Source organism: Nocardiopsis sp. MT53 (assembly GCF_019598965.1).
GTDB lineage: Bacteria > Actinomycetota > Actinomycetes > Streptosporangiales > Streptosporangiaceae > Nocardiopsis > Nocardiopsis changdeensis.
Genome location: NZ_CP080599.1, coordinates 742,612 through 754,947, shown reverse-complemented (window position 1 = coordinate 754,947; position 12,336 = coordinate 742,612). Strand labels below are relative to the sequence as shown.

Below are 12,336 nucleotides of genomic sequence, written 5' to 3'. Positions count from 1 at the left end.
CGCCCGCCGCCGCGGGGCGGAGGGGGCTAGTGTCGGGCGGCATGAGCGAGATGGAGAAGACGGTCGGGGACGCCTACGGGGCGGTGGCCCGGGAGTACGCGGCCCTCGTGGACCGGTGGGGGGAGGACCGGCCGCTGGACCGGGCGCTGTTCCCGGTCTTCGCGGAGCTGGTCCGCGGCCGGGGCCCGGTGCTCGACGCCGGGTGCGGGCCCGGGCACCTGACGGCGCGGCTGCGGGAGCTGGGGGTGGAGGCGTTCGGGGTGGACCTGTCGCCGGGGATGGTCGACCTGGCCCGCGAGACGTACCCGGGGCTGCGGTTCGAGGTGGGGGACCTGGCCGGCCCGGTGGCGGAGGCCGGCTCCCTGGCCGGGGTCCTGGCCCACTACTCGGTGATCCACGACCCGCCCGGGCGGCTGCCCGTGACGCTGGCCGGGTTCCACCGGATGCTCCGGGAGGGCGGGTACCTGCTGCTGGCCTTCCAGGCCCTCGACGGCCCCGGGGTGCTCTGCGAGCCCTTCGACCACCGGGTGGCGCCCGCCCACCGCTACTCGCCGGAGGGCGTGTCGGTGCTGGCGGGGGAGGCCGGGCTCGCGGAAGTGGCCCGCCTCGTCATCGCCGGGAGCGAGGACGAGCGCCGCGGGTTCCCCCAGGCCCACCTGCTGTTCCGCAAACAGGAGTGACGGAGGATAACTGTTCGGCATCAGGGGGTGAGAAGTGATCTGGCTCACTGATACCTTATGGAGTGAGGGCGCTACTCATCGTAGTCCCGTGGCGGTGTTCACCGCGCCGACCCGAACGGAGTCATGAGGGGGGCCGCTCGGGCGGGCACGGAGGGGGAGACACCGCGAGGGGGCGGCGGGCGTGAAACCGGGGGGTTCACGCCCACCGCCCCCTCCCTGCTCCAGGGCGTGTTCGGCGGATGCCTTCGAGTGTTCCGGCGCTCGCGCCGAATGCCGGGAGCGGCCGCGACCCGGAATGATCCACTGAACACGCTCTACGGGCGGCCCGCGGTCACGGGCGCTCCCGCGGGGCCCTGGCCCGGATCACAGGACCCAGTCGTGGCCCAGGCGCGGGAACTGCGCGGCTGCACGGGTGCTCAGCACGCCGTTGACCGGCAGCGTGCTCTCGGCGAGGAACTCCACGCCGTGCGCGCCCGCCGCGGCCAGGTCGGCCACCGAGTCCCAGTTGACGTTCTCCAGGGTGTCGTCGGCCGTGTGGTAGTACGGGTCGAACTGCTCGCCCGCGGTACCGCCGTACCACTCCACCTGCTCCTCGGTCTTGATCCCGTCCGCGCCGCTGAACAGGCCGCCCGAGGGGATGCCCGCCGCCATGAACGGGGCGTAGTCGCTGCGGCCGCTCAGTACGCCGGGCCCGCTGACCTGGTCCTGGGAGGCGAAGTAGTCCTCGAACACCTTCGCGATCGCACCCGAGCCCGAGGGCGCGCCCGTCGAGTCCGGCAGCTCCATCCGGCCGTCCAGGACGAACCGGGCGTAGTTGTGCGAGCCGATCATGTCGAAGTTCAGGTACAGGGCGATGTCGTCGACCTCGCCGTCGGTCAGGCTCCCCACGTACTCCGTGGAACCGACCAGGCCCTCCTCCTCGGTGCCCCAGAAGGCGAACCGGACCTTGTTCTTCGGAGCCTCCTGGGAGGCCAGCCGGATCGCCGTCTCCAGCACGAACGCCGTGCCCGAGGCGTTGTCGTTGATGGCCGGCCCGTCCTCGACGCCGTCCAGGTGCGCGCCGACGACCACGACGTTGTCCTCGCGGCCGCCCGGGGTCTCCGCCAGCACGCTGAAGGAGGACTCCTGCACCACGGTCGAGTCGACCTTGACCCGCAGCTCCAGGCCCTCGGCCTCCAGCAGCGCGGCGCCCGCGGCGCCGGAGACGCCCACGGCCGGGATCGCGGACGTCTCGCCGACGGTCCCGGAGAAGACCTCGTCGGCGTTGTTGACCACCAGCGCGGCCGCCGCGCCCGCCGCGGCGGCGTTGGCGACCTTGTCCGAGAACGGGCAGGAGCCGCGCACCGTCACCGCGATCGCGCCCTCGGGGAAGCCTGCGAAGTCGTCCGCGGTGCAGCCGCTGTCCGCGCCGCCCGCGTCGACGGCGACCGCGGGCGCGGTCACGTCACCGGAGACCGAGTACGACATGGTCAGGAAGTCGGTGCCGCCCTCGTAGACGACCTCCTGCGGGGCGGTCTGCGCCAGCACCGGGTCGGACTGCTCGCGCCACAGCTCGTAGTCGTACTCGTGGCGGTAGGTCTCGTAGCCCGCCCTCTCGAGCTGGTCCTCGACGTAGAGGGCGGAGACGTCGTAGCCGGGGGAGTTCGTGGCCCGGTGGCCGCCGTTGTACTCGGCGATCGTGTCCAGGTTCTCCATGTGCGCCCTGATGGCGTCGGCGGTCACCAGCTCCGACAGGGGAGGCGCCGCGGGCTCCTGCGGCATGTTGGGGCGGGACGGCTTCTCGGGGCGGACCGGGCGGCGCAGCCACTCCGGCGGCTCGGCCTCCTCACCGCCGCGCGCCTGCGACTCGGGCTCGGCGTGCGCGGGGGAGGCCGCGACGACGCCCGCGGCCATGACGAGGGCGGTGAAACCGGCGACCGCGGCCCGTCGTCTGTGGGGTGTGCTCAACGATGTTCCTCCGGTGTACGGGGGAGTCCACCGCCGTGTCGGGGGATGGACACCCGGGGTGGGCGAGTCGTCGCTGCACACTGTCACTGTTCGCCCGCCCAGGGCAAGCGTCCCCCGGGAGGTTGCCACAATCAGCCACAGGACTTACGTTTCCGTGATCACTGTGGTTGGATTGTCTGCTTTGTGAGGCTCGAACGTCCAACCGGGCGCGGTCCCCGCGCCCGGCCTCACTCCTCGATCTCGTCCTGCCTCTTCTGGTGCTTGCGCTTGCGGTACTCGATGCCCACCCCGCCCATGACGGCCAGGCCGCGGATGTGCACGACCGGCGTTCCGGGGTCCAGCACGCTCGGGGTCCCCTCCTCCACGCCGAAACCGCCCATGATGGGCAGGCCGTGCACGCGGACCTGGATGTCGTCGGGCACGATGATGCCGATCCCGCCCATGACCGCGGTGGTCCAGATGGTGGTCTCCCGTGCCGTGAACCGGGCCTCGCGCAGGTCCAGCTCGATGCCGCCCATCAGCGCGAAGGAGAAGAAGTTCTCCGGGAGGACCCAGTTGCCGGAGCGGTCGGCGCCGCCCATGACGGCGATCGCGCTGTGGCTGGTCGGCGCCTGGTCGACGACCCGGTCCGCGCCGTAGACCGGCCGCGGGGAGCGGAAGCCGCCGGGCGCGGCGGGGGCGGCCGCCGGCCCGGGGGCGGCGGGCAGGTCCTCGGTGAGGGGGACGAGCTCGCCGAGGGTCTTGGCGCGGTAGACCGCGTCCAGGCGCTCGCTGTGCTCGTCGGGGTCCAGGCGGCCCTCGGCGAAGGCCTCCTGGAGTCGGTGCGCCACCGCGTCGCGGTCGGCGTCGGAGGCGCGCATCCGACCTGGGTCGGGGGGTGTGATCTCGCTCATCGTCTCCACCATATTCCGATTCTTCCGGCGCGACACCCTCCCGCACATCAGGGAGGAACCCCGAGCCGACCCCGGTTCCCGGGACCTCAGGACCCGGGCAGCAGCCCCTGGCGGATCGCCCGGCTGACGGCCGCCGTACGGTCCCCTACTCCCAGTTTCTCGTACACGCGCATCAGGTGCGTCTTGACCGTGGTCGGGCTGATGTGCAGGGCGCGGCCGATCGCCGCGTTGGTCGCGCCCTCGGCGGCCAGGCGCAGCACCTCGACCTCGCGCGGGGACAGCGCCGGGCCGGCGGGGGCGGAGCGGTTGCGCATCCCGGTGACGAGCTTGCCCGCCAGCCGCCCGGTCAGCACCGTCTCGCCGCGCGCGGCCGCGCGCACCGCCTCCGCCAGCTCCGCGCGCGGGGTGTCCTTGAGCAGGTAGCCGGTGGCCCCGGCCTCCACCGCGCGCAGGATGTCGGTGTCGGTGTCGTAGGTGGTCAGGACCAGGACGTTCGTCCCGGGGTGGTCCGCGGTGATGCGCTCGGTGGCCGCGACCCCGTCCCCGCCCGGCATGCGCAGGTCCATCAGGACCACGTCGGGGGACAGCTCGGCGACCCGGGCCAGGGCCTCGGGGCCGGAGGCGGCGTCACCGACGATGTCGAGGTCGGCCTCGGCGGAGAGCATGCCCCGGATGCCCTCGCGGACCACCGGGTGGTCGTCGACCAGCAGGACGCGGATCACGGGGTCTCCTCCTCCGGTTCGGGCAGGGTCAGGCGGACGGTGGTGCCCCGGCCGGGCGCGCTGTCGACGTCCAGTGTGCCGCCGACGGCGCGCGCCCGGTGGAGCATGCCCGGCAGGCCGTTGCCCGCGGACGGGGACGCGGGGTCGAAGCCGCGCCCGTCGTCGGTGACGGTGAGCCGGGTGCCCACGTCGGTGTGGGCCAGGGTGAGCGCCACCCGGTCGGCCGCCGCGTGCTTGCGCACGTTGGCCAGCGCCTCCTGGGCCGTGCGCAGCAGGCACACCTGGAGGTCGCCGGGCAGCTCCCGCGGGGTGCCCTCGACCACCACGGAGACGGGTACGCCCAGCTCGGTGCCCAGCCGCGCCCCGATGCGCTCCAGCGCCGCCTCCAGGGTGTCCTCGCCCAGGGGGACGGGGCGGCGGGCGGCGACCATGGCGCGCGCCTCGGCGAGGTTCTCCGCCGCGGTCTCCCGCATCAGCGCCAGGTGGCGGCGGGCCAGGGCGGGGTCGGTGTCCAGTTCCGACTCCACGGCCTGGGCGAGGGTGACGATGCTGGTGAACCCCTGGGCGAGGGTGTCGTGCACCTCCCGGGCCAGGCGCTCGCGCTCGGCCAGGGCCCCGGTCTCCTCCGACAGCCGGGCGGCCTCGGCCCTGCTCTCCCGCAGTTGGCGGATGAGCAGGGAGCGCTCGTAGCTCTCCTCGATCACCCTCTCGAACCAGCGGCCGAACCACAGGGCGAAGCCCAGGATGACCAGGTTGACGCCGACGCCCACCAGTGCCGGGACCGGTTCCGTCCCGTCCAGGAGGAGGCGGACGCCGGTGGGGACGAACATGATGACCCCGACCGCCGCCGTCCCGAACACCGACCCGCCCGACATGAAGCACACGGGGGCCACGGCGAACAGGCAGAAGGTCGCCGCCGGGGCCAGGGTCACCGCGACGGTCACCATGGCCGCCACCGCCGCCGTGAAGGCGAGGGCCGGGGCGGTGGCGTGCTCGTCGGCGTCGTACAGGCGCCGGCCCACGGCCAGGTACAGCACGGCGGTGGCCGCCAGCAGCGCGGCGGCGGTCCAGGTGGGCGGCCCGGGTTCGGAGACCACCGCCGTCGCCGCGGAGATCGCGAGCGCCACCGTCACGTACGCGTACCAGGCGCCGCTGAGCTCCCAGGCGTGGCGCTCGGCGACCACGGGCTCCGCCGCCGCGTCCTGCTCCGGAGCACGAGCCGCCACGGCGCTCACCCGTCCTTCCGCGTCTTCCACCGGAACGTCAGCAGTACCAGCACCAAGCCCACCACACACCAGGCGCCCAGGGCCAGCGCCACCAGGTGCAGGTCCCATGCCCCGGAGGGTTCGAACGCGGCCATCGCGTCCGGGTACAGGGCGGCCCGCATGCCCTGCGCCATCCACAGCAGCGGGAACAGCGAGGCGACCGCCAGCACGCCGTCGGGCAGCACCGTCACCGGTACGAACACCCCCGAGGTGAACTGCAGGGCCAGGAACGGCACCACCACGATGGTGGACGCCGCCTGGGCGGTGCGGGCCAGCGAGCTGACCGCGATGCCCAGCAGGGAGCAGGCGACCGTGCCCAGGACGAGCACCCAGGCCACGGTGAACCAGTCGGAGGCGTTGTCGGGCAGGGAGGCGCCGAAGACCAGCGCGGATACGCCGAGCAGCAGGACGGCCTGGCCCAGGGCGAGGAAGAACACCAGCAGGGTCTTGCCCAGGAAGTAGGCGGCGGGCGGCATCGGGGTGCCGCGCAGCCTCCGCAGCCCGCCCTGGTCGCGTTCGGTGGCGATCCCCGCGCCCAGGGTCTGGAAGCTGACCGACATCAGGCCCATGGCGAACAGGCCGGGCAGGTAGTAGTCGACGGCGGGCATGCCGAGGTCGAACAGCCCGTCGAAGATCAGCGCGAACATCGACAGGATCAGCGCGGGCAGGGCGAACGTGAAGATCACGCTCTCCCACTCCCGGCTGAAGGACCGGATCTCCAGCCACCCCCGGGACAGCCCCACGCGGAGCGTGCCGGGCAGCCGGACGTCGTCCATGGTGGTGCCGTTCATGCCAGGGCCTCCGTCCGCTCGCCGCCGTCGCCGGCGTCCTCGGTCTCCACCGTGTCCTCGATCAGCCCCAGGTAGACCTCCTCCAGGGTGGGGCGGTGCACGCGCAGCCCGGGGATCTCCCCGGTGAAGCCCGCGGCCAGGTCGGCGACGACACGGGTGGGCTCGTCGGTGAGGACCTCGCGCCGCACCCCGTCCTGCGACCAGCTCACGGTGGCCTGCGCGGTGGCCCGCCCGCCCAGGGTGTCGGGGGAGCCCAGGGCGCGGACCCGCCCCCGGGCCATGACGCAGACCCGGTCGGCGAGGGCCTCGGCCTCCTCCAGGTAGTGCGTGGTGAGGAGGATGGTGGTGCCCTGCTCGGCCAGGTTCCCGATCAGGGCCCAGAAGTCGCGTCGCGCCCGGGGGTCGAAACCGGTGGTGGGCTCGTCGAGGAAGAGGAGCTCGGGCCCGCCGATGATGCCCAGGGCCACGTCCAGGCGGCGCCGCTGGCCGCCGGACAGCGACTCGGGCAGCGCGCGGGCCTTCTCCGCCAGGCCGACCAGCTCCAGGGTCGCGTCGACGTTGTGCGGGGCGGGGTAGTGGCCGGCGAAGTGCCGCAGGACCTCGCGCACCGGGATCTTGGGCAGCAGGGTCTCCTGCTGCCACACGATGCCGATCCGCGCCCGCCAGGCCCTGCCCGCGCTCTGGGGGTCGGCGCCGAGCACCCGGACGGTGCCGCCGTCGCGGCGGCGGAAGCCCTCCAGGATCTCGACGGTGGTGGACTTGCCCGCGCCGTTGGGGCCCAGGACGGAGAAGACCTCGCCGCGGGGGACCGACAGGTCCACCCCCGCGACGGCGGCGTGGTCGCCGTACTTCTTGAGGAGGCCCGAGGCCTCGATCACCGCTGTGCTCATACCACCGAGCCTCGCGCGCGGCGGGCCCCGGCGGTATCGGGCGACCGGGCGGTCCGGTGTCCTCCGGTCGGAGGACACCCGTCAGAACAGGCGCAGGACGTCCGGCTCGATGCCGCGCAGCTCGTCGTAGTCCAGGACCACGCAGGCGATGCCGCGGTCCTCGGCCAGCACCCGCGCCTGCGGCTTGATCTCCTGGGCGGCGAAGACGCCCTTCACCGGGGCCAGCACGGGGTCGCGGTTGAGCAGCTCCAGGTAGCGGGTGAGCTGCTCGACGCCGTCGATGTCGCCGCGCCGCTTCAGCTCCACGGCCACCGTGTGGTTCTCCCCGTCCCGGCACAGGATGTCGACCGGGCCGATCGCGGTCGGGTACTCGCGGCGGATGAGGGTGTAGCCCTCGCCGAGGGTGGTGATGTGCTCGGCCAGCAGCTCCTGGAGGTGGGCCTCCACACCGTCCTTCTGGAGGCCGGGGTCCTTGCCGAGCTCGTGGGAGGAGTCGTGCAGGACCTCCTCCACGGTCAGGACCAGCTTCTCCCCGGACTTGCCGTGGGTGACGGTCCAGACGTCGGGGCCGTCCTCGACGGTCTCCTCGCGCAGCTTGCACGGGGGGTTCATCCAGTTGAGGGGTTTGAAGGCCCGGTCGTCGGCATGGATGGACACGCTCCCGTCGGCCTTGATGAGGACGAGCCGCGGGGCCATGGGCAGGTGGGCGGTGAGCCGGCCGACGTAGTCGACGCTGCACCGGGCGATGACGAGACGCACGAAACGTCACGTTACCGCCTCCGCGGCGTGCCCGGTGCGCGAACGCCGGAACGGGGGACGACCCGCCGGGACAGGTGGGGGCACCGCCCGGGCAAGGACTTTGTGGCCCTCACGCCCCGTGACCGCGGCGGGGCCGGGAGCCTAACCTCTCCAGAGAGCGCGCGGTGCGGGCCGGGGGACGGCCCGCCAGGACGGGCCGCGCGGGGCCCCGGCCCGGCCGGGAGGGATGGGAAGGGTCGCCGCCGAGGAGAGGGCGGCGGCCCCGCCGGGCATTTCCCGACATCGCGCCACTCGTGTTACCCGCGAGTACGGGCAGGGGGGTCCCGGGGGCCGCCGGGGTCCGCGAGCCGTCTAGGCTTGGCCTCATGGTGCAGGAATTCAAGAAGGTCGGTGTCGTCGGACTCGGCACGATGGGCGCGGGCATCGCCGAGGTGTTCGCCCGGGCCGGTTTCAACGTCATCGGGGTCGAGATCGACCAGGCCGCCCTCGACCGCGGCCGCGGCCACCTGGACAGGTCCCTCGGGCGCGCCGTCGCCAAGGGCAAGCTCACCGAGGAGGAGCGCTCCGCGATCGAGCAGCGGCTGACGTTCACCACGTCCCGCGAGGACCTGGCGGACGCGGACCTGGTCGTGGAGGCCGTCCCCGAGCGGATGGACCTCAAGCGCGACGTCTTCGGCGACCTGGACCGGATCTGCAGGAGCGAGACGATCCTGGCGACCAACACCTCCTCGCTGTCGGTCACGGAGATCGCGGCCCTGACCGGGCGCCCGGAGAAGGTCGTCGGGCTGCACTTCTTCAACCCGGCCCCCGTCATGAAGCTGGCCGAGGTCATCACCACGGTCGCCACCTCCGCCGAGACCGTCGACGTCGTCACCGAGGTCGCCAAGCGCATCGGCAAGACCCCCATCACGGTCGGGGACCGCGCCGGGTTCGTCGCCAACGCGCTGCTGGTGCCCTACATCAACGACGCGGTCCGCCTCTACGAGCGCAAGGTCGCCACCCGCGAGGAGATCGACGAGTCGGTCAAGAAGGCCGCCGGGCTGCCCATGGGCCCGCTGGCCCTGGCCGACCTGGTCGGCATCGACGTCTGCCTGGCCGTCATGGACGTGCTGTGGGACGAGTACCGCGACCCCCGCTACGCCGCCGCCCCGCTGCTGCGCCGCATGGTCGCCGCCGGCCACTACGGCCGCAAGGCCGGCCGGGGCTTCTACGCGGGCCGCGACGAGGCCCCCGAGCCGCTGCCCACCGGCCGCTACGCCGAGATGATCCGCGAGGAGGAGACCCTCGACCTGGGCGAGCTGCTCATCGCCCCGCAGATCGACGACGCCCTGCGGATGATCGGCGACGGCTACGCCACCGCCGAGGACGTCGACACCGCGATGCGCTTCGGCTGCGGCTACCCCAAGGGCCCGACCGAGCTGCTCGCCGAGCGCGGCGCCGAGGCCGTGGTCACCACCCTGGTCGCCATGGGCGAGTACGGGCTGACCACCATCGCCGTGCCCGCGTCGCTGCTCATGGACCAGCTGCCCGACACCCCGGAGGAGGAGGGCCACGGCGGCTGCGCCTGCCACGCCTGACACCCCCGAGGACCCCGGTGGCCGTCGCCGCAGCACCCCTGTGGCGGCGGCCACTGTCCTTCCTCTCCTACCCTGGATGGGTGAGCCCGCGTCGCAACTCCTCCCGCCGTCAGTCCTCGCGCGGCGGCCGCGCCCCCGGCGGCCCCCCGGACGAGGACGCCCTCATGCTGCGGATCACCGGCGGCCAGCGCCGGGAGACCGGCCCCGACGGCGAGTGGGTGACGCGCCGCATCCCCGGGTCCGCCGCGGTGAAGGCCTACCGCTGCCCCGGCTGCGCCCAGGAGATCCCCGCCGGCATGCCGCACGTCGTCGCCTGGCGCCCCTACGGCGACGGCGAGGACCGGCGGCACTGGCACTCCTCCTGCTGGGAGCGGCGCTCCCAGCGGGCCCCCCGCGCCCCCCGCTACTGAGCCCCGCCCCGCCGAGAACCCGGACAGAGGAGCCATGGAGATCCGAGCCACCACGGTGCTGCCCGCCGTGCGCCGCCCCATCACCCTGCACACCGCCGACGGCCTGGAGCTGGTCGGCGAGCTGGCCCTGCCCGAGGGCGGCGACCCGGTCGCGACCCTGGTGTGCCTGCACCCGCTGCCCACCGCCGAGGGAATGATGGACAGCCACGTCCTGCGCAAGGCGTCGTTCCGGCTGCCCGCGCTGGCGAACGTCGCGGTGCTGCGCTTCAACACGCGCGGCACCACCTCCCGCCACGGCACCAGCCAGGGCGAGTTCGGGGAGGGCGAGACCGAGCGGCACGACGTGCTGGCCGCCATCGAGTTCACCGAGTTCGAGGGGCTGCCGAACCCGTGGCTGCTGGGCTGGTCGTTCGGCACCGAGCTGGCCCTGAAGTGGGGCGCCGACCCGCAGGTCGCGGGCGCGCTGCTGCTCTCCCCGCCGCTGCACCGGGCCACCGAGGCGGACCTGGAGAACTGGGCCGCCACCGGCAAGCCCGTGGTCGTCCTCGTCCCCGAGCACGACGACTACCTGCGCCCGGAGCAGGCGCGGGAGCGGTTCGGGCCGCTCACCCAGGCCGAGGTGATCGGTGTCGACGGCGCCAAGCACCTGTGGGTGGGCGAACCGTACGTGCGCCGGGTCCTGGACGAGATCGTCCTGCGGGTCAACCCCGCCGCGTACCCGCTGCCCACCGAATGGGACGGCCCCTACGAGAAGGACGTCCAGACACCGCGCTGAGCCCCGCGCGAACGAGGGCCCGCCTCCTGGAAGGAGGCGGGCCCTCGGCCTGTCAGACGCGGTCCCGGGACCGCGGGGCGGCTACTCCTGCCACCAGTCCTCGTCGTCGGCGCCCTTGCCGGAACGGGCCGGCTGCTTGGGCTCCTCGGCGGCCGGGGCGGCCTCGGCGATGGCGGGAGCGGGGGCCGGGGCCGCGACGGGCGCGGGCGCCGGGGCCGCGGGGGCGACCGGAGCGGCACCGCCGCCGAGCAGCTGGCGCAGCTGCTGCAGGTGCGACTGGATGCTGTCGCGCTGGCGGTTGAGCTCGTCGACCTCCTTCTTGGCGGCCGTCGTGACGCGGTCGGCCTCGGCCTTGGCGTCGCTGACCATGTGCTCGGCCTTGGACTTGGCCTCCGCCTCGATCTGCGCGGCGTTCTTCTTGGCGTTGCCGACCAGCTGCTTGGCGTGGTTCTCCGCGTCGCGGCGGGTCTGCTCGGCCTGCTGGCTGGCCTGCTTGGCGTGGTGGTCGGCGCTGGCGGCGCGCTCCTCGGCCTCGGCGACCATCTTCTGGGTGGCGGCCTGCGCGGCGGCCAGGCGCTCGGCGTCCTGGCGCTCGGCCTCGGCGCGCCGGTCGGCCAGCTGCAGCTCGAACTGGTCCTCCAGCTCGGTGCGGCGGGCCTCGGACTCGGCGTAGGCGCGCTCGGCGTTCTTGCGCAGCTCCTCGGCCTGGCTCTTGGCGGCCTGGATCGTCTCGTCCCGCTCGCGCTTGGCGGCGGCGCGGGCCTGGGCGCACTCGCGCTCGGTGGTGGTGCGCAGCTTGGCGATCTCGCCCTCGAAGGTCGCCCGCTTCTCGGCGATCTCGTGGTCGACCGCGGCCCGCTTCTTCTGGACCTCGCGCTCGGTGGTGGAGGACAGCTCGTCGGCCCGGCGGCGGGCGCTGGTGGAGATCTCCTCGGCCTCGGCCTCGGCGCTCTGGCGCATCTCGTCGGCCTCGCGCTGGGCGAGGGTGCGCACCTCGGTGGCCTCGGACTCGGCGGCGGCCCGCATCTCGGCGGCCTCGATCTTGGCGGCCGAACGGATGTCGTTGGCGTCGATCTGGGCGCTCTGGACCAGCTCCCCGGCCTGCTCCTCGGCCAGGCGCAGCAGCTGCTCGATCCGCGAGCCCAGGCCGGCGTAGGTGGGGCGCTCGCGCTCCTGGAGCTGGCGGTTCTTCGAGTTGAGCTCGGCCTTGAACTTCTCGACCTGCTTGTTGGCCGCCTTGACCTCGTTGCGCAGACCGTCCAGGTAGTCCGTCACCTGGGTACGGTCGTAGCCGCGCAACACCACGTCGAACTCGGGCGGGGTGTTGTCCTCGTCGAAGATGTTGTTGAGTTGGGTGTCGATGTTGTTTGACGGCATGTGGCGGAATCCTGAACGGGTGCGAGACGGCTATTTGTGAGCGGCCGGGGACCGCGTTGGCGGGCGGTGGTCGGGGCCCCGGGGACGGGCGTGCTCTCCGGTCCGATCCGCGGACGCGGGTGTGACCGACGCGGCGGGTCGCGACCGGTTCTCGACCATCGCCGACGCCGTCGGTGCGTTCCGTGCGTACCGGCCCGCCGCGGCGCGAGGGTTGCGGTGGCGCGCGGCCGACCCGGTCCACCGGACGCAG

General features: G+C 73.6%; 12 protein-coding genes. 4 read left to right on the top strand and 8 right to left on the bottom strand.

From position 1 onward, the window contains the following. Positions 1–41 precede the first annotated feature (41 nt). Entirely contained in the window at positions 42–680 is a 639-nt protein-coding gene (locus K1J57_RS03150) for a class I SAM-dependent methyltransferase (protein WP_220562979.1), read from the top strand. A 363-nt stretch (positions 681–1,043) separates the two neighbouring features. Here K1J57_RS03150 and K1J57_RS03145 read toward each other — a convergent pair whose 3' ends face one another. From K1J57_RS03145 to nucS, 7 genes are all read right to left on the bottom strand, one after another. Beyond that, positions 1,044–2,441 (bottom strand): M28 family peptidase, encoded by a 1,398-nt coding sequence (locus K1J57_RS03145; protein ID WP_370634667.1) that lies wholly within the window; start codon positions 2,439–2,441, stop codon positions 1,044–1,046. 413 nt (positions 2,442–2,854) lie between these two features. After that, the gene (locus K1J57_RS03140) at positions 2,855–3,532 is read right to left on the bottom strand and encodes a DUF1707 domain-containing protein (protein ID WP_220562978.1); all 678 of its coding nucleotides are present in this window, start codon (positions 3,530–3,532) and stop codon (positions 2,855–2,857) included. Between the two features lie 74 nt (positions 3,533–3,606). Beyond that, positions 3,607–4,242, bottom strand: coding sequence for a response regulator transcription factor (locus K1J57_RS03135; protein WP_220562977.1), 636 nt, complete (start codon positions 4,240–4,242; stop codon positions 3,607–3,609). Beyond that, a complete protein-coding gene (locus K1J57_RS03130) occupies positions 4,239–5,477 on the bottom strand; it encodes a sensor histidine kinase (protein WP_255646813.1) in 1,239 nt (412 codons plus the stop codon). Before K1J57_RS03130 ends, K1J57_RS03135 begins: the two co-directional genes overlap by 4 nt. After that, positions 5,474–6,298 (bottom strand): ABC transporter permease, encoded by an 825-nt coding sequence (locus K1J57_RS03125; RefSeq protein WP_220562975.1) that lies wholly within the window; start codon positions 6,296–6,298, stop codon positions 5,474–5,476. The genes K1J57_RS03130 and K1J57_RS03125 overlap by 4 nt, the downstream gene beginning before the upstream one ends. Beyond that, positions 6,295–7,188 (bottom strand): ABC transporter ATP-binding protein, encoded by an 894-nt coding sequence (locus K1J57_RS03120; protein WP_220562974.1) that lies wholly within the window; start codon positions 7,186–7,188, stop codon positions 6,295–6,297. Before K1J57_RS03120 ends, K1J57_RS03125 begins: the two co-directional genes overlap by 4 nt. An 81-nt stretch (positions 7,189–7,269) precedes the next feature. Beyond that, entirely contained in the window at positions 7,270–7,947 is a 678-nt protein-coding gene (gene nucS / locus K1J57_RS03115) for an endonuclease NucS (protein ID WP_220562973.1), read from the bottom strand. A gap of 365 nt (positions 7,948–8,312) precedes the next feature. Between nucS and K1J57_RS03110 the strand changes: the two genes are divergently transcribed. The 3 genes from K1J57_RS03110 to K1J57_RS03100 all read left to right on the top strand — a co-directional run bounded on the left by K1J57_RS03110 (position 8,313) and on the right by K1J57_RS03100 (position 10,709). Then, positions 8,313–9,524, top strand: coding sequence for a 3-hydroxybutyryl-CoA dehydrogenase (locus tag K1J57_RS03110; protein WP_220562972.1), 1,212 nt, complete (start codon positions 8,313–8,315; stop codon positions 9,522–9,524). 80 nt (positions 9,525–9,604) lie between these two features. After that, positions 9,605–9,934 (top strand): ATP/GTP-binding protein, encoded by a 330-nt coding sequence (locus K1J57_RS03105; RefSeq protein WP_220562971.1) that lies wholly within the window; start codon positions 9,605–9,607, stop codon positions 9,932–9,934. 34 nt (positions 9,935–9,968) lie between these two features. After that, positions 9,969–10,709 (top strand): alpha/beta hydrolase, encoded by a 741-nt coding sequence (locus tag K1J57_RS03100; RefSeq protein WP_220562970.1) that lies wholly within the window; start codon positions 9,969–9,971, stop codon positions 10,707–10,709. 81 nt (positions 10,710–10,790) lie between these two features. Here the strand turns inward: K1J57_RS03100 and K1J57_RS03095 are convergent, their stop codons facing one another. Beyond that, the gene (locus K1J57_RS03095; RefSeq protein ID WP_220562969.1) at positions 10,791–12,086 is read right to left on the bottom strand and encodes a DivIVA domain-containing protein; all 1,296 of its coding nucleotides are present in this window, start codon (positions 12,084–12,086) and stop codon (positions 10,791–10,793) included. Positions 12,087–12,336: the final 250 nt, after the last annotated feature.

Coding starts and splice junctions, on each gene's coding strand:
- K1J57_RS03150 (WP_220562979.1), top strand. CDS start 42: ATGAGCGAGATGGAGAAGACGGTCGGGGACGCCTACGGGGCGGTGGCC.
- K1J57_RS03145 (WP_370634667.1), bottom strand. CDS start 2,441: ATGCCGCAGGAGCCCGCGGCGCCTCCCCTGTCGGAGCTGGTGACCGCC.
- K1J57_RS03140 (WP_220562978.1), bottom strand. CDS start 3,532: ATGGTGGAGACGATGAGCGAGATCACACCCCCCGACCCAGGTCGGATG.
- K1J57_RS03125 (WP_220562975.1), bottom strand. CDS start 6,298: ATGAACGGCACCACCATGGACGACGTCCGGCTGCCCGGCACGCTCCGC.
- K1J57_RS03120 (WP_220562974.1), bottom strand. CDS start 7,188: ATGAGCACAGCGGTGATCGAGGCCTCGGGCCTCCTCAAGAAGTACGGC.
- K1J57_RS03110 (WP_220562972.1), top strand. CDS start 8,313: ATGGTGCAGGAATTCAAGAAGGTCGGTGTCGTCGGACTCGGCACGATG.
- K1J57_RS03100 (WP_220562970.1), top strand. CDS start 9,969: ATGGAGATCCGAGCCACCACGGTGCTGCCCGCCGTGCGCCGCCCCATC.
- K1J57_RS03095 (WP_220562969.1), bottom strand. CDS start 12,086: ATGCCGTCAAACAACATCGACACCCAACTCAACAACATCTTCGACGAG.